The following is a 23,713-nucleotide window of genomic DNA, read 5'->3' on the forward strand; positions in this document are numbered from 1 at the left end:
CTTTTGCAAGGTTCAAAAGCAGCCTGCACCCTTTAAGCCATGCACACACGCAAAATCATCCACATCGATATGGACGCGTTTTACGCTTCCGTGGAACTGCGCGAGCAACCGCATTTGCGCGGCCTGCCCGTGGTGGTGGCGTGGGATTCGCCGCGCTCGGTGATTTGCGCCGCATCGTATGAAGCGCGAGCGTTCGGCTTGCGCTCCGCCATGTCTGCCGCCCGCGCCAAGCAGCTGTGCCCGCAAGCCGTGTTCGTGCCGCCGCATTTCGATTTATACCGCCAAGTATCACGGCAAATTCATCAGATTTTCCATCAATACACCGACCTGGTCGAACCGCTGGCCTTGGACGAAGCCTATCTGGACGTATCGCACAACAAATTGTCCGTGCCGTATGCCACGGACGTGGCCAGCCAAATCCGCGCGCAAATCTTCCAACAAACCGGGCTGACCGCATCCGCCGGCATCGCCCCGAACAAATTTCTGGCGAAAGTGGCCTCCGACTGGCGCAAGCCGAACGGGCAATTCGTGCTGCCGCCGCCCAAAATCGCCGCCTTCCTGCACGGTTTGCCGATTGAAAAAATTCCCGGCGTGGGGCAAAAAACCGCACAAAAACTGCACCGCTTCGGCTGGAAAACGGCGGGCGACGTGCAGGCTGCCTCCCGCATGCAGCTGGTGCACCTTTTGGGGCAATGGGGCTACCGTTTCTACGATTTGGTGCGCGGCGTGGACAACCGCCCCGTGCAGCCTTCGCGTGAACGGGTGCAGATTTCCACCGAAATCACCGTGCCGGACGATTTGCCGCGCGAAGAAATCGCCCTGCATCTGCCCGACTTGGCGCACGACATTTCCCTGCAAATGCAGCGCAAACGCACGCGCGGGCAAACGGTTACGCTGAAGCTGAAAACCAGCGACTTCCATATCTACACCCGATCGCAAACCTATTCTTCGCCGCTGCCCGATGCCGAATCCCTGCTCAAAGCAGCCTGCACCCTGCTGCAAAAAATGCCCGGCGAACCCGAATACCGCCTCATTGGCATCGGCATCAGCCATTTGCAGCCCGACCGACAACAGCCCGATTTGTGGCACACCGAAAGCACAGAATGACGACACACGACCCCTATTCCGCCTTGGAACGACTGGATTCGCCCGAAACACAAGCACTGCTGGCCAAAGCGCGGCAAAAAGTGCAGGCTGCTTTTCATTCCGCCGAATTCCACCGCACCAAAGCGGAAATCCTCGCCCAACTGCAAGACGAACGGCAAATCCCGTTCTGCCAGGAACACCGCGCGCGGATGTACCACTTCCACCAGTCCGCCGAATTCCCCAAAGGCTTGTACCGCGTGTGCAGCGCATCTTCCTACCGCGCCGGCCTGCCCGAATGGGAAGTGCTGTTTTCCGTGGCGGATTTTGACGCGCTGCTGGGCGACGACGTGTATTTGGACGGCGTGTCGCATTATGTGGAACGGCCCGAAAAAACGCTGCTCACGCTGTCGTCCGCCGGTTCGGACAGCGCCTATACGCTGGAATTCGATTTAAACAAAAAGGCGGTGGTGGACGGCGGCTTTCATTTCCCGCTCGGCAAAAACCATGTGGCCTGGCGCGATGAAGACAGCGTGTGGCTCTGCCCCGCGTGGGACGAACGCCAGCTCACGGATTCGGGCTATCCGCGCCAAGTGTGGCTGATGCGGCGCGGGCAAAGTTTGGCGGAAGCCGTGCCGGTATACGAAATGGCGGCGGACGGCGTGATGGTGAACGCGTGGCGTTATTTGGACGCGCAGGGTGCTCCGCTGGACTTGGTGGAAGCCAATACATCGTTCTTCCATAAAGATTATTTTTATGTGAACGCGCAAAACGAAGCGGTGCCGCTGGCCTTGCCGAGCGATAGCGAAGTGGTGGGCTATCTGGCGGGGCAACTGCTGCTGCATTTGAAATCGGACTGGCAGCGCAGCAAGCAGAAATACGGTGCAGGCTGCCTTTTGGCGGTGAAGCTGAACAAGGGCGAATTGGGCGAGGCGCAGTGCCTGTTTGCGCCCAATCCGCAGCAAGCATTGGAACTGATTGAAACCACGCGAAAATTCGTCATCGCCAGCCTGCTGGACAATGTGTCGGGCAGCCTGAAAGCGTGGAAATGGGAACACGGCGCGTGGACGGAACAGGCGTTGCCCGTTTTCCCGAAAGGCGCGATTGAACTGGCCGACCAGCCTTGGGGCGGCGACACGGTGCATTTGGCCGCCAGCGATTTCGTCACCCCGCTCACGCTGTATTCGCTGGATTTGAACGTGATGGAGCTGACGGTATTGCGAAAGCAGCCTGCACAATTCGACGCGCAAGGCATTGACGTGCAGCAGCGTTTTGCCGAATCCGCAGACGGCACGCGCATTCCGTATTACTGGGTCGGCAAGCAGAAATCACCCGACACGCCCACATTGGTGTACTGCTACGGCGGCTTCGATGTGCCCGAACTGCCGCATTACATGGGCACCATCGGCAAACACTGGCTGGAGCGCGGCGGCGCGTTCGTGCTGGCGAACATACGCGGCGGCGGCGAATTTGTCGGTTGGCACGAAGCCGCCATGCGCCGCAACAAGCACAAAAGCGTGGATGACCTGCTCGCCGTCATTGCCGACCTGCACGCACACGGATACACCAGCGCGCCGCACACCGCCATCCAAGGCGGCAGCAACGGCGGCCTGATAGTGGCTTCCGCGTTTTGCAGGCAGCCTGCACGCATCGGCGCACTGGTTTGCGAAGTGCCGCTCACCGACATGCTGCGCTATACCGAACTCTACGCCGGTGCCAGCTGGGTGGAAGAATACGGCGACCCAGCTGACCCCAAAATGCACGAATATTTGGCGCAATTTTCGCCCTATCACCAACTCTCAGGCAGCCTGCACTATCCGCCCGCCTTTATCACCACCAGCCTGGCGGACGACCGCGTCCATCCTGCCCACGCGCTGAAATTCTATGCCAAGCTCGCCGCCGCGCAGCCCGACACGACCTGGCTTTACGCCCCCGAAACCGGCGGCCACACCGGCAACGGCACGCAGGAACAAAGCGCGGACGAACTGGCGTGCCTGCTGGCGTTTTTGCGCCAAACCATCGGTTCATAAAAAAGCAGCCTGCACTCTGAATTTGATGTGCAGGCTGCTTTCTTGACGTGTGTGTTTATCGTATAAGAGATGGATATAGTAAATTAAAATCGCAATGATACGGCGTTGGCTCGCCTTGACGTACTACCTGTACGCCTTGCGGCTCGCCGCCTTGTCTCATTTTTATTTTAATCCACTATAAAAAAGATTAACGTTGTGCGTCCACCGCTTCCAAAGCACGCAGGGCATAAGTGTAGGCTGCACCGGCGTTCAGGGAAATGGCGGTGGCCAGCGCGCCGGCGATTTCGCTTTCCGTCGCGCCCGCTTTGGCGGCTGCGGCGGCATGGACGCTGATGCAGCTTTCGCAACGGGTGGTGATGGCAACGGCGATGGCAATCAGCTCGCGGGTTTTCGCATCCAACGCTTCGGCTGCGGCGGCTTGCTCCAATGCACCGTAGGCTTGCAGCATTTTCGGATGGTTTTTACCCAATTCGCCGAATGCTTTTTTCACGTGTGCGGTGTGTTCGGGCCAGTTTTGAAACATTTTGATTTCCTTTCCAATGTGTTTGCAAATAAAGGATGCTGCTCTTGCATGACAGATTTCAATTTAATCCGCCATCTTTACATCCGATGAATGGCATTATTGCAATAATCCGACTATTACAATCATCCAAAAATCTCATTCACTGGCAAAAAACACTTATGGACACCTTGGACAAACTCATCGAACTGGCGCAAATCACGGGCAGCGTGGACATACAATGCCTGTTCCGCGACAAATGGTACGCCCCGCACGAACGCAGGCGCGCACACGGCATCGCGCACCTTGTCATTGCCGGGGAAAGCTACATCAAAATAGAAGGCGAAGCCGAAGCGCGGCGGCTGAAAGCGGGCGACCTCATCTTCTTTCCGCGCAGTGCCGAGCACGTCCTCAGCAGCGAAGCAGCCTGCAACAACTGCGGCGATACACCTCATATCAACAATAGCGGCGCATTCACGGTTGCTTCATCCAATAGCGGTGGCGAAAAAGGGCTGGATTTGTTCTGCGCCCGCTTCGAATACGACGAACACGCCGACATCATGCACGACCTGCCCGAAACCGTCCTTATCAGCATGAACCACCCTTCGTTGCAATGCCTTGTATCCATGTTGCAATACGAAAGCGCGCACACGCTTTCCGGCTCGCGCGCCATCGTCAATGCCTTATCCTCCGTCCTCCTCGTCCTCATCGTCCGCGCCTATCTCGAACAAGGCGGGGAAGCACCTTTGGGCGGCATACTCAACGGCCTGCGCGACAAACGCCTGCGCCAACTCATCCAAACCGTTGTCAGCCGCCCCGAAGACGAATGGAACATCGAAAAAATGACCGCACTGGCCAACCTTTCCCGCGCCCAACTCATGCGCCTGTTCAAACAGCAAACCGGCATCAGCCCGCACGCCTTCGTCAACCTCATCCGCCTGCGCCAAGCCGCCGTTCTGCTGCGGCAAACTGCCGATTCCGTTCTGTCCATCGCCTTGAATGTCGGCTTCCAATCCGAAACCCATTTCGGCAAAGCGTTTAAAAAACAATACGGGATTTCGCCGGGGCAATATCGGAAAAATGAAGCGGCAGATACCGCCGCCATCCCCCTTTCCAACGGCATTTGAAAGGCCGTTTCCAGCAAAAGCAGCCTGCACCCCCATTCCCCAAAAAGAATAGGGTTTATGAAGAAATGAATTCGCTTTAAGTTCATTACTCTAATCATTTGCAGGCTGCAAATGCTTGACCCAGTCATTGAATATCACTATCTTTCAATAAAAAATAAATATTTACATACGACATACGCACCGCAACGCTTTTTTCCACTCCTTAACCGAAAAGGATATTGCAATGCTCTGCTTCAAACGTACGTTACCCCGCCTGACCTCCGTCGTGCTGTCGGCATTTACCGCGCTCTCTGCCGCCGCACATGGCGACCATACCCATTGGGGCTACACAGGGCACGATTCCCCCGAAAGCTGGGGCAATCTGTCCGAAGAGTTCCGCTTGTGCTCCACAGGCAAAAATCAATCCCCCGTCAACATTACCGAAACCGTTTCCGGCCGCCTGCCGTCCATCAAAGCCAATTACCGCCCTAGCACCGTGGAAGTGGAAAACAACGGCCATACCATTCAGGTCAATTATCCCGAAGGCGGTAACACCCTGACCGTGAACGGCCGCACCTACACCCTGAAACAGTTCCACTTCCACGTGCCGAGCGAAAACCAAATCAAAGGCCGCACCTTCCCGATGGAAGCCCACTTCGTCCACTTGGACGAAAACAAACAGCCGTTGGTATTGGCCGTGCTGTATGAAGCCGGCAAAACCAACGACCGCTTAGCCTCCATTTGGGACGCCATGCCGATGACGGCAGGAAAAGTGAAACTGGATCAGCCGTTCGACGCTTCATCCCTGCTGCCGCGCAACCTGCGCTACTACCGCTTTGCCGGCTCGCTGACCACGCCGCCATGCACCGAAGGCGTATCATGGTTGGTATTGAAATCCTATGACCATATCGACCAAGCGCAAGCGGAGAAATTCACCCGCGCTGTTGGTTCGCACAACAACCGCCCCGTACAGCCGCTGAATGCACGGGTCGTTATTGAATAAGCGGTAACGCCACGCAATAGAAAAGCAGCCTGCACTTTAGGAATTGGAAAGTGCAGGCTGCTTTTTTGGGAATGTAGGGGCGGCATTTATGCCTACGCAGGTGCAGGCTGCCTTGGGGCAGAGAACGCGTACGTGCGTACCGCACACACCCTACACCTTGGTTTTAAAGTTTGTGCCGCCCGCAGGTAGGGTGTGTGGCGCAGCCACGAACGCGGTTAGCGGGGATGCAGGCTACGGCTTGCTCCTTTGTTGTGTGCTTCAAGCCATTTTTGCATTTGTTCAATTTCCGCTTGTTGTGCGTTAATAATATTCTCAGCAAGCTTACGCATCTCAGGATCCTTTCCGTATTTTAATTCAACTTCCGCCATTTTTACTGCGCCAATATGGTGTGGCAACATACCTGCTGCAAAAGCAACATCAGGATCTTTGTATTGCGCAGCTGCCATCATGTCTTGATGCATTTGATTCATACCTTGCATTAATTCTTGTTGCATTGCAGAACCTGCCGACATTGGCATATTCATGTGTGCTTGATGCGGTTGTTCATTAGCTTGGGCATAAATTGAAACTGCAACAGCGCTAAGTGTGATAAAAGTCATAAGTTTTTTCATGTTTTTCGCCTATGTGATAACTGAAGGAGCACAAATCATAAACTTTGACCTAAGGTTAAAGTCAATATTTATTCCGAAAATTTTTGGTAAGGTGCTAAAATAAGAGAATATTTGATATGAGGGACAGCAAAATGTAGGTTGGGTTGCAAACCCAACATTTCGTAAAATTTAACAGTTTTGTTGGGTCTTGACCCAACCTATGCTTGCTTTGTTGTAATCAAATATTGATATGTTTCTTCTCACTCCGCCCCAAACAACAATCCTTCCTTAATCCCCCGTATCCTATCCCGCAACACAGCCGCCTCTTCAAACTGCAAATCTCTAGCCGCCTGCTGCATGGCTTTTTCCAGTTTGGCGATTTCTTTAATCGCGTCTTCTTCGTTATGAATCTCGCCAACTTTGACCTTGTTTTTGCCTTTCAGACGACCTTTGCCACTGTCTTCTTCGTGGTACACGCCGTCGATGATGTCTTTGACCTGTTTCTTAATCTGCTGCGGCACGATGCCGTGTTCTTCGTTGAATTTCATCTGTTTTTCGCGGCGGCGTTCGGTTTCGTCAATGGCGGCTTTCATGGAGTCGGTGATTTTGTCGGCGTACAGGATGGCGACGCCGTTCACGTTGCGCGCGGCGCGGCCTATGGTTTGAATCAGGCTGCGGTGGGAGCGCAGGAAGCCTTCTTTGTCGGCGTCGAGGATGGCGACGAGGGAGACTTCGGGAATGTCGAGGCCTTCGCGCAATAGGTTGATGCCGACGAGTACGTCAAACAGTCCGAGCCGCAAATCCCTAATGATTTCAACGCGCTCTACGGTGTCGATGTCGCTGTGCAGATAGCGCACTTTGATGCCGAGTTCGCTGTAATAGTCGGTGAGTTGCTCCGCCATGCGTTTGGTGAGGGTGGTAACGAGCACGCGTTCGCCTTTTTGGATGCGGTCGTTGATTTCGCTCATTAAGTCATCGACTTGGGTGGCGACGGGGCGGATGATGATTTGGGGATCGACCAGCCCTGTGGGGCGGACGACTTGTTCGACCACTTGTCCGGCGTGTTCTTCTTCGTATTTGGCGGGGGTGGCGGAAACGAAGACGGTTTGCGGCATGACTTTTTCAAATTCGTGGAATTTGAGCGGTCGGTTGTCGCGGGCGGAAGGCAGGCGGAAGCCGTAATCGACGAGGTTTTGCTTGCGCGATGCGTCGCCTTTGTACATGCCGCCGATTTGGGTAACGGTAACGTGGCTTTCGTCGATGAACATGATGGCGTTGTCGGGCAGGTAGTCCATCAGCGTGGGCGGCGGTTCGCCTTCTTTTTTGCCGGAGAAGTGGCGGGAGTAGTTTTCGATGCCTTTGCAGAAGCCCATTTCGTAGAGCATTTCGAGGTCGAAACGGGTGCGCTGTTCGATGCGTTGTTGCTCGACGGGGCGTTGTTCGCGGGCGAAAAATTCGATGCGTTCGCGCAATTCTTCTTTGATGGACTCGCAGGCGCGCAATACGGTGTCGCGCGGGGTAACGTAGTGGCTGGACGGGAAGACGGTGTAGCGGCCGACGCGCTGGTGCAGGCTGCCTGAAAGCGGGTCGAACATATCGAGGCGGTCGATTTCGTCGTCAAACAGGCTGATGCGCAAGGCGTTTTCGGAGCTTTCGGCAGGGTACACGTCAATCACGTCGCCACGCACGCGGAAGCTGCCGCGTTTGAAGTCCAAATCGCCGCGTTCGTACTGCATGGAAACGAGCGTGGCGATGATGTCGCGCTGCTCGATGGTGTCGCCTTCTTTGACGGACAACACCATTTGCTGATATTCGGTCGGGTCGCCGATACCGTAAATGGCGGACACGGTGGCGACGATAATCACGTCGTCGCGCGTCATCAGGTTTTTGGTGGCGGAAAGGCGCATTTGCTCGATGTGTTCGTTAATCGCGCTGTCTTTTTCGATGAACAAATCGCGGCTGGGCACATAGGCTTCGGGTTGGTAATAGTCGTAGTAGGAGACGAAATATTCCACCGCGTTTTCGGGGAAAAACTCGCGCATTTCGGCGTAAAGCTGGGCGGCAAGGGTTTTGTTGTGCGCCATGATGATGGCAGGACGGCCGCTTTGGGCGATGACGTTCGCCATGGTGTAGGTTTTACCCGAACCGGTTACGCCGAGCAGGGTTTGATAGGCCAGGCCGTCTGAAAGCCCTTCGAGCAGGCCGGCAATGGCGGTAGGCTGGTCGCCTGCAGGGGGGAAGGGTTGGTGGAGTTTGAAGGGGGAATTGGGGTATTGGATGATTTGCATGGTTGCAGGCTGCTTTTGGAATGGGGAAGAAAGCGTGATTTTACGCGATTTGCGGTGTGCAGGCTGCTTTTTCATCGCCCCAAAAGCAGCCTGCACCTGCAGCCTCCGCAAAAAACACCCGACCGAAACATCTGTTGTGCTTCGGCCGGGTATTGTGTGGGTGATGCGTTCGCGTCTTTACGCGGGCACGCCCAAAATCACGCTGCCTGCTTTAAACAGCGCAGATGCGTTTTGTCCGGGGCGCAGTTGCAGCTCGTCCGTGCTTTCGATGGTGATGCCTGCAATCACGGATACGCCTTCGCCCAAGTCGATTTCCACCAAAGAATACACCGAACCGCGGCTGATATTGCGGATGGTGCCGTTCAAGCAGTTGCGGGCGGACAATTTCACTTTGTCGGTATCGGCCGCCACGATAATGCTGGTGGATTTAATCAAGGCGAATACAGGGTCGCCGATTTTCAAATCCAAAGCCTCGCGGCTCTCGCAAGTGATGGTGGCGCAAACTTCTTGGCCGCCTTTCAGCGTTACGATAACTTCGTCGTTCACCGCACCGTTTTTGATGCTTTTTACCGTTCCGGCCAACTGGTTGCGTGCGCTGGTTTTCATCATATTTCCTTTACTGTGAATGGTTCATCAAAATAAAACACGGATGATACCTGAACGTACCAGCATTTAAAAGCAGCCTGCACCTCACTGCATCCAAACCAGCCACGCCGCCAGCAGCACCGCCACCACAAACGAAAGCGCGGCAAACCCTTTCAGCGCGGGCGTGTCGGGCTTCGGATAGCCCATCAGATTGGGCAGCGGATTAGACGGCAGCGCAAGCCCGAACACAAATTGCAGCAGGCCGCCAAACACAATGGGCAGGGCCAACATCGGCAGCACGAAACTGGCCACGGCCAATACCATCGCCGCATACAGCATGATTTCGGCAATGCGCCCGCCACAGCCTGCATCATTGCAACGGCGTTCCAGCCAGCGGTTTTGATAATGCAGCAGGCCATACACCGCCAGCACAAACACCTGTATCGCGCCGCCAATCTGCCCGCCCATCACATTGCCGCCGCACCTGTTTTCCATACACGTTTTGCCCAGCCAAAGCAGCATGGCCGCCAGCAGCCACACACCGAGCAAAACAGGCAAATTGGCAGCGGCAAACCGAATGCGGCTGGCGCGGCGGTGGTCATCATAATCGGGTTGGTCGTCATAAATAATCATCGTGCCGCCGTTTCCGTTTTTAAAGTGCAGGCTGCTTTTGGGCAATGAAAAAGCAGCCTGCATCTTATTTTCTCTTACATTATCAATGGCATAAATTCAACTTATCGTCAATGCCGCCATTAGGCGACACCACGCCCGCGCAACCGAGCACGCTGTGGAAAATATAGTCGTGTGACACCGCCTTATCCGAATTTGCCGCTTCCGCCACGCGCTGCGCCAAAGCCGCGCCTTCGGGCGTTTGCCGGTACGCATCGGAAAACCACACCACAAACGGCACGGAAAACTGCTCTTTCGGCGCCACTGCCACCGGTTTGCCGTGGAAATAATTGCCGTTTTCGCCCAGCGATTCGCCGTGGTCGGACACATAAAACAACAGGGCTTTTCTGCCGCTCTGCGCCAACTGGCGAATCACGTCCGCCAGCAGGTTGTCCACGCCCAGCACCGTGTTGTCGTACGCATTGTCCAGCTCCGTTTTGCTGCATTTGCTCACGTCGGGATTGGTGCAATAGGGTTTAAACACTTGGAATTGCGGCGAAATACGGTCGGCATAAGTTTGGTGCGAACCGAGCGTGTGCAGCACCAACAGCGTTTTGCCGCCGCGATATTGCCCGATGGCCTGCCGCGCATAAGGCAGCAGCGCCGCGTCCCACGCGCCCGTTTGCTGTTCCGCCACAATCTGGTGCTTGCTGACCAATTTGTCGTAATTCAAATATTTATAAAACTCCGACAGGCTTTGCAGCGCGTAAATCTCGGTGTGGTAGCCCAGCGAATGCAGCACTTCGCCGAAAGACGACTGGCGCGGCGTGCGGTCAGGGCTGGATTTGAGCATGGGCGATGCCAGGCAGTGCACGGAATTGATGGTAAGCGTATCGCACGACTGCGCGTGTTTGAAGCTGTACAAATTCGGGATTTGCGACAGCTGCGGATTGGTGTTGCGGCCGTAGCCGTTGAGCGAGAAGCGGTCGCCGCGCGTGCTTTCGCCGATGACGAACACCAGCAGCAAATCGTCGTTTTTGCTTTGATATTGATATTTCTGCGATAAAATTTCCACATGTGCATAATTTTTACGCAGGTTGCGCGCTGCTTTGTAGGCACGTTGCCCATTAAAATACACGTCCAGCGGCGAAAAATGGAAAATGTCGGTCATGAAGCGGCTGTCGCGGATGCTGCCTTTGCTGCGGAACGTGTAGCCCTTCCATTGGAAAATACCGCCCACCGCCAGCACGCCCAGCACTGCGCCCGCCACGGCCAATGCCGCACGCCGTTTCCACGTTTGCGGCGCAACGGGTGTCCGCCACAGCAGCACCGCCGGCACAATGCCCAGCAACACGGTAAACGCGATAAATGGCAGCGACACCATTTCGGCGGTCAATTCGCTTTCCACCGTGAGCAGGCTTAGCAAAATATCTTCGGAAATGAAAATGTTGTATTGCCCGCGCGAAAACACGGCAATAGCGGCGGCGAGCAGGTTGAGCGTCCAAAACAGTTTGAACAGCCACTTGGGCAGCAGCGTGAACAACGAGCCGATGGCAAACAAGGCCAACGCGCCCCACACGGAAGCGGCAATGCCGGCCAAATCATGGTTCGCCCAGCCGTTCAAAATGAAAATATAGCCCGACAAAACTGCATTGAGCAGAAACAGGGAAGCAGGGAAACGGTGCATGTTGAAATGTGTTGAGATGGTCACAAAGAACGGTATTGTAGCGTAAAATGGCGCGTTATCGGCAGGCAGGAAAAGCAGCCTGCACTTTTTTGCCCCACATTTAAAGGACACTTCCATGAACCCAACCGCCATTCTCCGCCAAATCCGTATCGGGCAGCCGCAGCCGTTTGCACGCGGCCAGGTCAGCGCGATTGACAGGCAGCCTGCACACGGCACGGTCGAAGTGCTGGCCGACACATTAGCGGGCGACAGCGTGGGCGACACGCGTTTCCACGGCGGCGCGGACAAGGCCGTGCATTGCTACACGCTGGCCAATTATGATTACTGGCGCGCGCTTTATTCCGACAATCTGCGTTTTCAGGCCGGCGGCTTCGGCGAAAACCTGTGCATTGACGGCGCGGACGAAACTAATGTCTGCATGGGCGATATTTGGCAAATCGGCACGGCGCGCTTCCAAGTGAGCCAAGGGCGGCAACCGTGCTGGAAGCTGAACGAACGTTTCGGCATTGCCGACATGGCGTTGCAGGTGCAGCAAAGCCTGCGCTGCGGCTGGTATCTGCGCGTGCTGGAAACAGGCCGGATTCAGGCGGGCGACCCGATTTTCCTGCTGGAACGCCCGTTTCCTGATTGGCCGCTGACACGCATCCTACAACTCATCGACAGCCGAAATTGCGACGAACACGCCATGCGCGAAGCCTTGCGCCTGCCCCTGCCCTCCTCTTGGCAACGCCTGTTCGAGCAGCGCCTGCTCACCGGCGCCTGTGAAGACTGGCAGCGCAGATTATTCGGCCAATGATGCGCAAAGCAAAAAAGCAGCCTGCACTCGATTCCTCAAAGTGCAGGCTGCTTTTTCCACCGCTAATCATCACGCAGCAATTCCTGTCCGATTTCCGACTGCGCCAAAATCACACCGTCTTTCACTTCCGCCACTTCCAAAAGCTTTCCCTGATGCAGCAAGGCCGTGCGGTGGCACAGTTTGCGAATCACCGCCATTTCGTGCGTCACAATCACAATCGTTACCTGAAACCGCTCGTTGATTTCCTGCAAACACGCCAGCACGCTGCGCGTTGTAATCGGGTCAAGCGCGGAAGTCGGCTCGTCCGCCAAAATCACGCTGGGGCGCGGCGCCAATGCGCGTGCAATCCCCACGCGCTGCTTCTGCCCGCCCGACAACTGCGCCGGATAATGGCCCGCACGCTCCGACAAACCCACAATTTCCAAGCATTCCGCCACGCGCACCGCAATTTTGTCCGCCGGCCAGCCTGCAATTTCCAAAGGAAACGCCACATTTTCCGCCACCGTGCGGTTGCTCAACAAATTAAACTGCTGGAACACCATGCCGATATTCTGCCGCGCCTGTCGTAATTGCGCCTCTGAAAGTCGCGTCAAATCCTGCTCACCCACCACCACGCTGCCCGAATCGGGGCGCTCCAACAGATTGATTAAGCGCAACAATGTGGATTTACCCGCGCCCGAATAGCCCATCAACCCGAAAATTTCCCCCTGGCGGATGGACAGGCTGGTCGGCTCGACAGCGGAAAACCACGTTTTTTTATCGCTATGCAGATATTTTTTACTGACATTTTCCAAACGAATCATGTTCATCTTCACAATCAATATGGCCGGTGTGCGGCGGCAAACGGTAAAGTAAAAACAAGGGCTTAAACATATATCGTTTAAGCCCTTGCTGAATTTGGCTCCCCGAGCTGGGCTCGAACCAGCGACCTGCGGATTAACAGTCCGTCGCTCTACCGACTGAGCTATCAGGGAATAAGCTGCGCATTATAAAGCAATACGGTTTTTCGTCAAGCGAAAATTCGCATCGAAAAAATATTTTTCTCTATTTCATTGTTTTTCAAAATTTTATTTTTTCAGCAATTCATCCACCGTTTGATAAAGTTCCGCAAATTTCGGCTCACCGACAAAGGTGTGCACGATTTCGCCTTTCTGGTTAATCAGAAAGCTGGTGGGATACAGTTCGGTTTTGATGAAACGGCTCACCGCCGCCTTTTGCGGGTCGAGCAGCACGGTGAACGGCAGTTGGTGCTGCGCGGCGTATTCGCGCACGGCGGCTTCGGAATCGACCGGCACGGCAATGCCGATAATCTGGAAGTTTTTGCCGCGATAATCTTTTGCCATCTGAATCAACTTGGGCATTTCGGAAACGCAGCCGGGGCAGGACGGAAACCAAAAATTCACCAGACTGACGCGGTTTTTCAATTCGTCCTGATTCACGGTTTTGCCGTTCAAATCGGTCAGGGAGAATTCGGGCGCGGCGGAATAGCTCGGTTTGAGCATGACGGCAATCAGGCCGGCCACAATCAGAACGGCGGCAAAAATGCCTATTTTTTTCATGATGTTTCCAATAGGTGTGTAAGCAATGTGTGCAATGCGTCAGGCAGCCTGCACATTTTACCGTCGGCATTGGTGGGGACGAGTGTGATTTCGGCAGTGGCGCATATGCTGCCCGCTGCCTGTTCCGCCACTTGCTGCGTCAGGATAATTTGCCGCGACTGCACGCTTTGCAGACGGCTGCGGATATTCAGAATTTCGTCCAATTTGGCAGCACGGCGGTAGCGGATGTCGGCGCGCGCCACGACCAGTTGTGCTTGGCGCAGGCTGCCCAGCAGTTGGTAGTGCTCAAAAAAATGCCAACGCGCCGCTTCCAGAAATTCCAGATAGCGGGCGTTGTTCACATGGCCGTAGCCGTCCAGATGATAATTGAGAACGCGGACGGCGAAATCGGGTGTAGGCTGCTTTTGCATCAGCAGTAAATTTCCTGAAAGGATTCGCGCTGCAAAGGCTCGCTGCTCAAATCGGTCACAATGCTGGACAATTCGACATCAAACCATTCGCGGAAAATATCCAAATGCAAATCCGGCCAATGGGTTTCGTCTGCGCACCAGTCGGCCAGTTCGGCAGCAAAGATTTCTTCCACGCGCTCTTCGATAATGTCCCACAATTCGTCCGCATTTTCGCAGGCGTCCACCAAATAGGAATTGGCGTCTTCCTGCAAATCGATCAGGTTCAGGCCGCCCAAATCGCTGTCGGGCAATTCGTTGAGCCAATACCAAAACGGTTCGCGCGGAATCACGATAAAAACGCTGCGGTTCACTTCATACATAAGGCTACTCCTGTGTCGTTGCGGGGGCGGAAGCGGCTGCCGTGCCGTCCTGCCAATCGGCTTCCGGATCGGTCAGGGCTTCTTCTTCGCTTTCGGGCGGGGTAATACCCAATTGCTTGTTGCGCATGGCGATGTAGGTATCGCGCATCATGGTGTATTTGTCCAGCGACACTTCGTCCAACGTGTCGGTGGCATCCAGCAGGCGCTCGCGCTGGTCGATGCCGTCCACCACGGCGGCGGGATAGCGCACGGCATCTTTGGGCATCACCACGCCGTTAATCGAATACGCCGTGTGAATGCCGGTGCCTAACGCATCGCGCATGGTGGTCGGCCCCAGGAATGGCAGCACGACATAATTGCTGTTTTTCCAGCCCCACGAAGCGAATGTATCGCCCAAGGTGTTTTTGTTGTTCGGCATTTGCGCCTCGCCGGCAATATCGATTAGGCCGCCCAAACCGAAGGTGGTATTGATGGCGACACGCATCAGATCGATGCCGGCATTTTTGATATTGCCGCGCAAAAGGTTGCTGCCCAAACTGTGCACATCGCGCAAATTATTGAAGAAATTGCCGATGGCGGTGCGTGCGGGTTTCGGCGTTACGGTGCGGTAAGCGCGTGCCACGGGCGCCATCACATAGCGGTCGGCGGCTTCGTTGAAACGGAACATGGCGCGGTTGTAGCCTTGATACGGGTCGCGCGTGTTGTCGGCGCGGGCAGTGGTACTCAACCCTAGCAAAACCAGGCTGCAACACAGCCACGATATTTGTTTTATTCGCTTATCCATTCTTCAATCTCATAAAGTTCTGCCAACAGCCGCACTGATTCGGGCAGGTTGCGCCATTGCAGGCTGCTTTGTCCGCGCGCGCGCAAAGCGGCAATCATCAAGGCCAATGCCGTTGAATCCGCACGAGTCACACCCTGCCAGTCGATGGCGCGGATGTCGTCGGAAGCGCATTGCTGCTTCCATTGGCGGTACGCGGCGGTATCCAGCGTCTGCACACTCACGTCGCCCGACAGATACAGGCATTGTTCACGCACTTCGCTGTTCATTTAACGGCTGCCGTTTTTGCTTTTCAATTCGGCAATCAGGCCGTCCACGCCTTTGGCATCCAAAATCGGCTTGAATTGCTGGCGCTGGCTTTCCACCAATTTGAACACGCCTTCAAACGACACGTTGAACACGCGGTAGATATTGCCGTCTTTATATGTGCTGAACACGGCTTCCACCGGCTGGCCGCTGGTGGGCTTGATGGTGGCGCGCACTTCGACAATCTGTTTGCCGCGCAGCAGGCTGCCACCGTCTTTGGCCACGGCGTTGTCCTTCACCTGCACTTGGGCATTTTTGTAACGCAGCATTTGCGATGCGTACACGCGAATCAGCATTTTGCGGAATTCCTGCACCAGCGTTTGTTTTTGCGCTTCGCTGGCGCGGTTCCAAGGCGCGCCCACCGCCAAACGCGTCATCAGGGCAAAATCGAAATACGGCGTGGCGTAATCTTCCGCCTGTTTGCGCACGGCGGCATCATTGCGACCATTGGCCTGTTTCAGGATATTCAGCACTTGGCCGGCGTTTTCGCGCACTTGTTCCACCGCTTGTTTGGGTGTGGCAAATGCCAGGTTGATGCTCAATACGCCGATGCTCAAAGCCGTCATCAGTTGCATTTTTTTCATGTGGTTATCCTTTCCGGTCAATATATGATATGCGTTTCAAAAGCAGCCTGCACTTTTGCCTTTAAGGCAATGTCGGCCCGCTGGCAGGTGCAGGCTGCTCTTTGTTAATGAAATTATTGACAAATTTGTTGATTAAATTTTCCAGCACCATGGCCGAAGTGGTCAATGTGAGCGTGTCGCCGTCCCGCAGTTTGTCCTCCTCGCCGCCCTGCTCCAAGCCGATGTATTGCTCGCCCAGCAGGCCGGAAGTGAGAATTTTAGCACTGGAATCCACGCTGAACGCATATTTTTTATCCAAACTCATGCGCACTTTTGCCTGAAAATTTTTCGGGTCCAGCTCAATGCTCTCCACGCGCCCCACCAGCACACCCGCCGTTTTGATGGGCGCCTGCGGTTTCAAGCCGCCGATATCATCAAACGATGCATACACTGTGTACGTCTGCGCGCCGCCGCCCATCGATTTGCCGCCCGCCGCCTGAAACGCCAGCACGCCCAACGCGGCAACGCCCAGCAGGACGAACAAACCCACCCAAAATTCCAAAATACTCTTTTTCATTATAAATTCACCTGTTTAACTGTCCCGTGTCCACGCCGGAACCCATCATTATACCGACAAACCGCGCCGCCCTGATAGTTGTGCGACGCCAAAGTGCAGGCTGCTTATGTAAACATAAACGCCGTCAGGATAAAGTCCAACGCCAGCACCGTGAGCGCGGACGACACCACCGTGCGCGTGCTGGCACGCAAAATCCCCTCGGCCGTGGGCGTGCAGTGAAACCCTTGATACACGGCAATCAGCGACACCGCCGTGCCGAAAATCAGCGATTTCAGCAAGCCGTTGCCCACATCATAAACTACATCGATATTGTTCTGCATATTCGACCAGAACACGCCGGAATCCAGCCCCAGCCATTGCACGCCGACCAAATAGCCGCCATAAATGCCGGCCACGTTAAAAATACACGCCAATAGCGGCATGGACAGCACGCCCGCCCAAAAGCGCGGCGCCACCACGCGGGCCACGGGGTTCACCGCCATCACGTTCATGGCTTCCAGCTGTTCGGTGGTTTTCATCAGGCCGATTTCGCTGGTCATCGCGCCGCCCGCGCTGCTGGCAAACAAAATCGCCGCCAGCACAGGGCCCAATTCGCGCAGCAGGGACGCTGCCACCATAAAGCCCAGCACGTCCGCCGACTTGAATTTGGCTAGCTGCGTATAGCCCTGCAAACCGATGACCATGCCGACAAACAAGCCCGACACGGCGATAATCAGCACCGACATCACGCCCGAAAAATACATCTGCCGCACGGTGAGCCGCATTCGGAACAGCGACTGCGGCAGCAGCATCAGGATATTGAGCAAAAATAAAACGGTCGCACCGAGCGCCTGAATAAAGGCAATGGTTTTCGCGCCGATGTTTTGAATCGGGTTCATGGTGTTTGTCTGTCAAGAATGGGGTGCAGGCTGCTTTTCATATTTTTTACACAACCGCACCCGAATTTAAACAAATCCGACAATTATTTGTTGGAAAAAAGCCGCAATTTCGCGCATTGGAAATTCTGCAGATATACGATCTATCCGCCTCACGACCGGCCGAGCATGGTTTCGCGCATATCCTTGTCGGCAGGATAACGGAACGCCACCGGCCCGTTGGGCAGGCCGCCGACAAACTGCTTAATCCACGCCGAATCCGACTGCACCATTTCGTCTGGGCTGCCGGAAAACAGGATTTCGCCATGCGCCAAAAAGATAATCTGGTCAACCAGTTGCAGCGAATGCCCCACATCGTGCGTTACCATCACGCTGGTAGAGCGCAGGGCTTTGGTCACGCGGTAAATCAGGTGGGCAATCACGCCCAGCGAAATCGGGTCGAGCCCGGTAAACGGTTCGTCGAACAACATCAGTTGCGGGTCAAGCGCAATCGTCCGCGCCAGTGCCACGCGCCGCGCCATGCCGCCGGAAAGTTCGGACGGCATCAGCTTTTCCACGCCGTGCAGCCCCACGGCATTGAGTTTCAGCACCGCCAAATCGCGCATCACTTCGGGCGGCAGCTTGGTCAGCTCGCGCATGGGGAACATGATGTTTTCTTCCACGCTCAAATCGGTAAACAATGCGCCGTGCTGGAACAAAACGCCCATATTGCGGCGGTGCGCCTGCATTTTTTGCGCGGAAAACTGCGCCAAATCTTCGCCGTTCACCAAAACTTTGCCCGATGAAGGGCGCAGCTGCCCCGTAATCAGGCGCATCATGGTGGTTTTACCGCTGCCCGAACCGCCCAGAATGGCGGCAAATTTCCCCTGCTCAATCACAAAATTGACGTTTTTGAGAATGGTGCGGTCGCCATAGGCAAAGACAACGTTTTGAAATTCAATGGCCGGCATGATGTGTTCGTGAAAAAATAAAGCGCATATATTAAAGGATATTGCAGGCTGCTTACAAGTTGGGGCGGCAAACCCAAAAGCAGCCTGCACTTTCATTTCCGCCGTTTATTCGGGCTTATTCAGCGCGTTGCCGACAGTATTTCCTGTTGCCGGTCATTGCCGTTCAAAGTGCAGGCTGCTTTTCCGTTCACGGCGCCAAGCGCTCTTTGCGCCACACCCCTTCCTGCAAACGGTACACGATGCGGTCATGCAATCGGCTGGGCCGCCCCTGCCAAAATTCCACGCAGTCCGGCACCAGCACATAGCCGCCCCAATGCGGCGGACGCGGCACGTGCAGCGGATATTTGGCGGCGAATATGGCGGCACGCGCCACCAACGTTTTTTTGCCCTCAATCACTTGGCTCTGCTCGCTGGCCCACGCACCGATGCGGCTGGTATAAGGACGGCTGGCGAAATATTCGTCCGAAGCCGCTTCCGGCAGCTTCTCCACCCGCCCTTCAACACGCACCTGCCGCTCCAATTCCGGCCAGAAAAACGTAAGCGCAGCAAACGGCTGATGCGCCAGCGCCCGCCCTTTCCGTCCGGCATAATTGGTAAAAAAAACAAAACCCTGCTCACCCACTTCTTTCAACAGCACCATGCGCGCGCTGGGGCGTTGGTTTTCATCGACCGTGGCGATATTCATGGCGGTCGGCTCGTGCACCTGCGCGGCCATGGCTTCGTTCAGCCACTGCTCGAACTGCGTGATGGGATGGTCGGCACACGCGCTCACCGATAATTCCTGCCGGCAATAATCTTGCCGGATGTCGTGTAAATCCATCGCATTCCTCCAAAAAGCAAACAGCAGAATTATAGCCCCATTCAAAAGCAGCCTGCACCCTTCCGCAAAAGGCAACCCGCCTTAAATGATAATGACTCGCATTTCAATAGTTAAAAACTTTGATTTTTGAAAACACAGTAATTTTTTGCTATAATCTCCACGTTTCAAACGGAAGGACCCAATTCGTCCTTCATTGACTTCAACCAACATAAGCCGCTGTACGATAATGAAATTAACTACTATCGGGCTGAACCATCAAACCGCCCCTTTGTCTATCCGCGAAAAACTGGCATTCACCGCCGCGCAACTGCCCGAAGCACTGCGCGATTTGGCGCTGCATGCGGCAGAAGCCGTCATTTTATCGACCTGCAACCGCACCGAACTGTATTGCGTGGGCGATGCCGATGCGGTTATCGAATGGCTCGCGCATTATCACAATGTCTCCGAAGCGGAAATCCGCCCGTATCTTTACACCCTCGGCTGCAGCCAAACCATCCACCATGCCTTCCGCGTGGCCTGCGGTTTGGACAGCATGGTTTTGGGCGAACCGCAAATTTTGGGGCAGATGAAAGAAGCCGTGCGTGTGGCCAAAGCGCAAAACAGTGTCGGCACTTGGCTCAACGCGCTGTTCCAACGGACATTTGCCGCCGCCAAGGAAGTCCGTACGCACAGCGGCGTGGGCGACAACGTGGTCAGCATGGCATCGGCGGCCTACCGCATGGCAGAGCAGGTTTTCAGCGATATTCATTCGTTGAACATCCTGTTTGTGGGCGCTGGGGAAATGAACGAATCGGTGGCCGCTTATTTTGCCGCCAAACAGCCGCGCACATTAACCGTGGCCAACCGCACGGCGGAACGTGCAGAAGCCTTGTGCCGCAAATTGGGGCAGAACGCACGCACCGCAGCGCTGGAAGATATTCCGTCCCAACTGGCGCAATATGACGTGGTGATTGTCTGCACCGCCAGCGAGCGGGAATTGATTACGCGGGAGATGGCGGCGCAATCGGCAGCACAACGCAGCGGAAAAACACAATTCTTCTTGGATTTGGCCGTGCCGCGCAATATCGAGCCGCAAGTGGCGCACATCGGCGGAACGGTGCTGTTTACTGTGGACGATATGGCGGAGCGTGTCCACCAAGGCAAAGAAGCACGCCAAGCGGCAGCCGCAGCAGCTGAAGAGATGGTGCAGGCGAAAGTGGCGGAATTTTTGGCATGGCAACAGAGCCGCCAGCGCGTACCGCTCATTTGCGCCCTGCGCGACGAAGGCGAACGCGCCCGCAAACAAGTGTTGGAAAACGCCATGCGCCAACTGGCCAAAGGCACGCCCGCCGAAGAAGTGCTGGAACGCCTGTCGGTGCAATTAACCAACAAACTGCTGCACTCGCCCACCCGCGCTTTGAACAAAGCTACCGCGCATGATACGCACGTGGTCAATGCGCTGACACAGGTATACCGTTTACCAAAATAGAGACACAAAAGCAGCCTGCACTTGAAAAATATGAAGTGCAGGCTGCTTTTTAATTTGTGGGCGGCACAAAACACATTACAATGGCGCATCATTTATTTTAACCACACCAACCGAAAGGAGTTTTTCATGAAATTCAACGCAACGGTTCTTTCCATTGCCACAACACTCGCGCTGGCTGCATGTGGCGGTGGCGGTGGTGGCGACAGTGTCACCACTAACAGCCGCAACACTCTTCCCGTCCGCCAAATCGACCCAGCTAATGCCGACAAAGCCACCTACCAACGCACGCAGGACACCACCATTTACTCCGTCGTGGCCAATTCAAACAACATTGCCAAGCCGGAAAGCAGCACAGACAGAATGATGGCGGCCAACGTCATTCTCGAAACCAATTTGGAACGCGGGCGCAAAGGTGCAGGCAGCTTGGCGGAAGACCCGCAACTGACTGCCTACGCACAGCAGCGCGCCGAAGAAATCTCTCGCGATTTCGAGCACCGCCGCCCGGGTAATACCGCATGGCACTCTGGTCTGACAGGATACGGAGTCGCGGGCGAAAACCTGGCATACGGTTATAGCGATACCCAAAGCGTGATGACAGGCTGGAAAAACAGCCGAGGCCATTACCAAAACATGATCAACGGCGATTTCACCAAAATCGGCGTAGGCTTGGCGAAAATCAACGGCATTTATTACTGGGTACAGATTTTCGGCGACGACACGGCAACCAGTTTCTACAACACCCGCAACGGCAACAACCCTTCAGTCGGCTTTGAACGCCTGTCGGTCGACAACGTCAGCATTCCGCTGGCCAACAACAATCTGAACGGTTCATGGCAGGACTTTTCCGCCAATGTTACCGGCAGAAACTACAACGGCACAGAAAGCGGCTACGACAACGTGAAATTCGGCCTCATCCGCAACAACGACACCAACGCCTCGGGCGCGTACCAAACGTTCTACCAAGGCCGCACCTATACCGGCGTGGTGCCCACATCCGGCAGAGCGCTGTATAACGGCACGGCCGTTTGGGTGAACAACAACGGCATCGGCACTGTGAACAACAATCTGTCATCGCGCTTCTCCGTGGACTTTGCCAACAGAACCATCGACGGCAACATCACCAACCGCCGCAACGGCAACGACTCGATACAACTGAGCGGCAAACTGGACGGCGCGAACTTCCACAGCGCACCCGGCAGCCGCGTAGAAATGCACGGCCAGTTTTACGGCAACAACGCCGAAGCGCTGGCGGGCGATTTCCGCGAACATCCGGGCGTCGGCCAAGACCGTATCGGCGCATTCGGCGCGGTGAAACAATAACGCATTGCCCGAACATACCGAAAAGCAGCCTGCACATTCTGGAAATGGAAGTGCAGGCTGCTTTTTTCAGTTGCCACTATAACGCAAATCTTATCCGCGATACGTTTGCAGCAGTTTGTCCGCCGCCACAATCGCGTCATACACCATATCCGACGTTACCTTAAACGGTTCGTTGTGGATGGTTTCCCCTTCCGCGCAGGAAAGTTCCGCCACCTGCCGCCATTCCGCCTCTTTGAACTCTTTCAAGCCCAAATCCTGCAAGGTCAAAGGCAGGCCGACCGCTTTGATAATGCCGATGACTTCGTCCAATTCTTCGGCAGACGCACCTTCCATTACCAGCTGCGCCACCAAACCGAACGCCACTTTCTCGCCGTGCATGGCGCCGTGCAAATCGTGAACCGCCGTCATGCCGTTGTGGATGGCGTGCGCCGCCGCCAAACCGCCCGATTCCGCGCCTACACCGCTCATATAAATCGTTGCTTCAATGGTTTTTTCCAACGCAGGCGTTACTGCTTTCGCCGCCACCGCGTGCATGGCTTGCGGCGCAAAATCGCGAATCGTCTCATAACACATTTTCGCAATGCCCAAACCCGTCAGGCTCGGCTGCATCAGCACCAAGTTGATACCGTTGGACGCATAACACGTTCTGGCTTCAAAATAAGTGGCCAAACCATCGCCCACGCCCGCGGCAAAAAAGCGCGCAGGCTCGGCCGCCAGCAGCTTCGTATCCGCCAAAACCGCATTCGGATTATTCGGCAGGAACAGGTAGCGGTTGAACGAACCGTCCGCGTTATAAATCACCGTCAAAGCCGTGCACGGCGCGTCTGTCGATGCCAACGTCGGCACAATCACCACCGGCACTTTTTGGTAATACGCCACCGCTTTCGCCGTATCCAGCGTTTTGCCGCCGCCGATGCCGACCACATATTCGCAGGAATGCTCTGCAAACAAGGCTTGGTTTTTGTTGATTTCATCGTCCGAACATTCGCCGCCGAACACGCTGAACACCGCCTGAATGCCGCATTCTTCAAAGCAGCCTGCACTGTCCTTCCGCGCCTTCTCTTGGATGAACGGGTCGGCAATAATCAAGGCCTTTTTGCCGTATTGTTCGATATGCTTGCCCAAATCCGCCAGCAGGCCGGCTTGGATTAAAAATTTCATGGGTGATGTAATGGATTTCACAACAGACATTTTTAGCTCCTATCGCTTTAAAAACAAAACACAAACAACATAATTATCTTTATACGCCCAATCGACCGGCAGTGACTTGCCCTATATCAAGGAAATTTTCTTTCAGTATTATTTCGAACCTAGCTGAGAACCGAAACAATATTTCGGTTTGCAAATAAAAATAATTCATAATTATTTGTATTTTTGTATTAAATATCGTAAAATTCCGCGCCTTTTATTGGATTATTTATCCTATTTTTGTCTTTTAGAGATTTTTAC

General features: G+C 54.9%; 25 protein-coding genes and 1 tRNA gene. 7 read left to right on the top strand and 19 right to left on the bottom strand.

The features are described 5' to 3' along the window. Window positions 1-39: 39 nt before the first annotated feature. Window positions 40-1,107, top strand: a complete 1,068-nt coding sequence (gene dinB / locus HMPREF9098_RS05800) for a DNA polymerase IV (RefSeq protein ID WP_003782870.1) — start codon at window positions 40-42, stop codon at window positions 1,105-1,107. Next, window positions 1,104-3,113, top strand: a complete 2,010-nt coding sequence (locus tag HMPREF9098_RS05805) for a prolyl oligopeptidase family serine peptidase (protein ID WP_003782871.1) — start codon at window positions 1,104-1,106, stop codon at window positions 3,111-3,113. Before dinB ends, HMPREF9098_RS05805 begins: the two co-directional genes overlap by 4 nt. A 187-nt stretch (window positions 3,114-3,300) precedes the next feature. On the opposite strand, the gene HMPREF9098_RS05810 is transcribed toward HMPREF9098_RS05805, so the two are convergent. Further along, window positions 3,301-3,636 (bottom strand): carboxymuconolactone decarboxylase family protein, encoded by a 336-nt coding sequence (locus tag HMPREF9098_RS05810; RefSeq protein ID WP_003782872.1) that lies wholly within the window; start codon window positions 3,634-3,636, stop codon window positions 3,301-3,303. A 158-nt stretch (window positions 3,637-3,794) separates the two neighbouring features. On the opposite strand from HMPREF9098_RS05810, the gene HMPREF9098_RS05815 reads away from it, so the two are divergent. Together HMPREF9098_RS05815 and cah are read left to right on the top strand one after the other, a co-directional pair. Next, complete coding sequence (locus HMPREF9098_RS05815; RefSeq protein WP_040564302.1) at window positions 3,795-4,739, top strand: helix-turn-helix domain-containing protein; 945 nt, start codon at window positions 3,795-3,797, stop codon at window positions 4,737-4,739. A gap of 223 nt (window positions 4,740-4,962) precedes the next feature. Further along, window positions 4,963-5,721, top strand: coding sequence for a carbonic anhydrase (gene cah, locus HMPREF9098_RS05820; protein ID WP_040564303.1), 759 nt, complete (start codon window positions 4,963-4,965; stop codon window positions 5,719-5,721). 215 nt (window positions 5,722-5,936) lie between these two features. Here cah and copM read toward each other — a convergent pair whose 3' ends face one another. From copM to HMPREF9098_RS05845, 5 genes are all read right to left on the bottom strand, one after another. Next, the gene (gene copM, locus HMPREF9098_RS05825) at window positions 5,937-6,332 is read right to left on the bottom strand and encodes a CopM family metallochaperone (protein ID WP_003782876.1); all 396 of its coding nucleotides are present in this window, start codon (window positions 6,330-6,332) and stop codon (window positions 5,937-5,939) included. Between the two features lie 239 nt (window positions 6,333-6,571). Continuing rightward, on the bottom strand, window positions 6,572-8,599 hold the full coding sequence (gene uvrB / locus HMPREF9098_RS05830) for an excinuclease ABC subunit UvrB (RefSeq protein WP_040564773.1): 2,028 nt from the start codon (window positions 8,597-8,599) through the stop codon (window positions 6,572-6,574). 177 nt (window positions 8,600-8,776) lie between these two features. After that, the gene (locus HMPREF9098_RS05835) at window positions 8,777-9,205 is read right to left on the bottom strand and encodes a TOBE domain-containing protein (RefSeq protein ID WP_040564304.1); all 429 of its coding nucleotides are present in this window, start codon (window positions 9,203-9,205) and stop codon (window positions 8,777-8,779) included. 84 nt (window positions 9,206-9,289) lie between these two features. Then, window positions 9,290-9,880 carry a hypothetical protein gene (locus tag HMPREF9098_RS05840; RefSeq protein WP_003782880.1) on the bottom strand — a complete coding sequence of 197 codons (591 nt, stop codon included), beginning with the start codon at window positions 9,878-9,880 and terminating at the stop codon, window positions 9,290-9,292. Window positions 9,881-9,899: 19 nt separating this feature from the next. Further along, the gene (locus HMPREF9098_RS05845) at window positions 9,900-11,480 is read right to left on the bottom strand and encodes a phosphoethanolamine transferase (protein WP_040564305.1); all 1,581 of its coding nucleotides are present in this window, start codon (window positions 11,478-11,480) and stop codon (window positions 9,900-9,902) included. A gap of 115 nt (window positions 11,481-11,595) precedes the next feature. On the opposite strand from HMPREF9098_RS05845, the gene HMPREF9098_RS05850 reads away from it, so the two are divergent. Continuing rightward, on the top strand, window positions 11,596-12,276 hold the full coding sequence (locus tag HMPREF9098_RS05850) for an MOSC domain-containing protein (RefSeq protein WP_003782882.1): 681 nt from the start codon (window positions 11,596-11,598) through the stop codon (window positions 12,274-12,276). Window positions 12,277-12,338: 62 nt separating this feature from the next. Here HMPREF9098_RS05850 and HMPREF9098_RS05855 read toward each other — a convergent pair whose 3' ends face one another. The 12 genes from HMPREF9098_RS05855 to pdxH form a co-directional block, all read right to left on the bottom strand. Next, window positions 12,339-13,085: a methionine ABC transporter ATP-binding protein gene (locus HMPREF9098_RS05855; RefSeq protein WP_003782883.1), complete on the bottom strand. Its 747-nt coding sequence runs from the start codon at window positions 13,083-13,085 to the stop codon at window positions 12,339-12,341. Window positions 13,086-13,174: 89 nt separating this feature from the next. Then, window positions 13,175-13,250: transfer RNA gene (locus HMPREF9098_RS05860), tRNA-Asn, on the bottom strand. A 93-nt stretch (window positions 13,251-13,343) separates the two neighbouring features. Further along, the gene (locus HMPREF9098_RS05865; protein WP_003782885.1) at window positions 13,344-13,835 is read right to left on the bottom strand and encodes a TlpA family protein disulfide reductase; all 492 of its coding nucleotides are present in this window, start codon (window positions 13,833-13,835) and stop codon (window positions 13,344-13,346) included. Next, the gene (locus HMPREF9098_RS05870; protein ID WP_003782888.1) at window positions 13,832-14,245 is read right to left on the bottom strand and encodes an acyl-CoA thioesterase; all 414 of its coding nucleotides are present in this window, start codon (window positions 14,243-14,245) and stop codon (window positions 13,832-13,834) included. Before HMPREF9098_RS05870 ends, HMPREF9098_RS05865 begins: the two co-directional genes overlap by 4 nt. Next, on the bottom strand, window positions 14,245-14,604 hold the full coding sequence (locus HMPREF9098_RS05875; protein ID WP_003782893.1) for a hypothetical protein: 360 nt from the start codon (window positions 14,602-14,604) through the stop codon (window positions 14,245-14,247). Before HMPREF9098_RS05875 ends, HMPREF9098_RS05870 begins: the two co-directional genes overlap by 1 nt. A gap of 4 nt (window positions 14,605-14,608) precedes the next feature. Continuing rightward, complete coding sequence (locus tag HMPREF9098_RS05880; protein ID WP_232617984.1) at window positions 14,609-15,331, bottom strand: MlaA family lipoprotein; 723 nt, start codon at window positions 15,329-15,331, stop codon at window positions 14,609-14,611. Window positions 15,332-15,372: 41 nt separating this feature from the next. After that, on the bottom strand, window positions 15,373-15,654 hold the full coding sequence (locus HMPREF9098_RS05885) for an STAS domain-containing protein (protein ID WP_003782897.1): 282 nt from the start codon (window positions 15,652-15,654) through the stop codon (window positions 15,373-15,375). Continuing rightward, window positions 15,655-16,275, bottom strand: a complete 621-nt coding sequence (locus HMPREF9098_RS05890) for an MlaC/ttg2D family ABC transporter substrate-binding protein (RefSeq protein WP_003782899.1) — start codon at window positions 16,273-16,275, stop codon at window positions 15,655-15,657. A 61-nt stretch (window positions 16,276-16,336) separates the two neighbouring features. Next, entirely contained in the window at window positions 16,337-16,831 is a 495-nt protein-coding gene (gene mlaD / locus HMPREF9098_RS05895; RefSeq protein ID WP_003782901.1) for an outer membrane lipid asymmetry maintenance protein MlaD, read from the bottom strand. Between the two features lie 104 nt (window positions 16,832-16,935). Then, the gene (gene mlaE, locus HMPREF9098_RS05900) at window positions 16,936-17,709 is read right to left on the bottom strand and encodes a lipid asymmetry maintenance ABC transporter permease subunit MlaE (RefSeq protein ID WP_003782903.1); all 774 of its coding nucleotides are present in this window, start codon (window positions 17,707-17,709) and stop codon (window positions 16,936-16,938) included. Window positions 17,710-17,858: 149 nt separating this feature from the next. Further along, a complete protein-coding gene (locus HMPREF9098_RS05905) occupies window positions 17,859-18,656 on the bottom strand; it encodes an ABC transporter ATP-binding protein (protein WP_040564306.1) in 798 nt (265 codons plus the stop codon). A 187-nt stretch (window positions 18,657-18,843) separates the two neighbouring features. After that, entirely contained in the window at window positions 18,844-19,476 is a 633-nt protein-coding gene (gene pdxH, locus HMPREF9098_RS05910; protein ID WP_040564307.1) for a pyridoxamine 5'-phosphate oxidase, read from the bottom strand. A gap of 226 nt (window positions 19,477-19,702) precedes the next feature. On the opposite strand from pdxH, the gene hemA reads away from it, so the two are divergent. After that, window positions 19,703-20,944: a glutamyl-tRNA reductase gene (hemA, locus tag HMPREF9098_RS05915; protein WP_003782908.1), complete on the top strand. Its 1,242-nt coding sequence runs from the start codon at window positions 19,703-19,705 to the stop codon at window positions 20,942-20,944. A gap of 126 nt (window positions 20,945-21,070) precedes the next feature. Beyond that, window positions 21,071-22,264, top strand: coding sequence for a transferrin-binding protein-like solute binding protein (locus tag HMPREF9098_RS05920; protein WP_040564776.1), 1,194 nt, complete (start codon window positions 21,071-21,073; stop codon window positions 22,262-22,264). Window positions 22,265-22,354: 90 nt separating this feature from the next. Here the strand turns inward: HMPREF9098_RS05920 and HMPREF9098_RS05925 are convergent, their stop codons facing one another. Continuing rightward, window positions 22,355-23,455: a glycerol dehydrogenase gene (locus HMPREF9098_RS05925; protein WP_003782911.1), complete on the bottom strand. Its 1,101-nt coding sequence runs from the start codon at window positions 23,453-23,455 to the stop codon at window positions 22,355-22,357. Between the last annotated feature and the right edge of the window lie 258 nt (window positions 23,456-23,713).

The organism is Kingella denitrificans ATCC 33394 (genome assembly GCF_000190695.1).
Lineage (GTDB): Bacteria > Pseudomonadota > Gammaproteobacteria > Burkholderiales > Neisseriaceae > Kingella_A > Kingella_A denitrificans.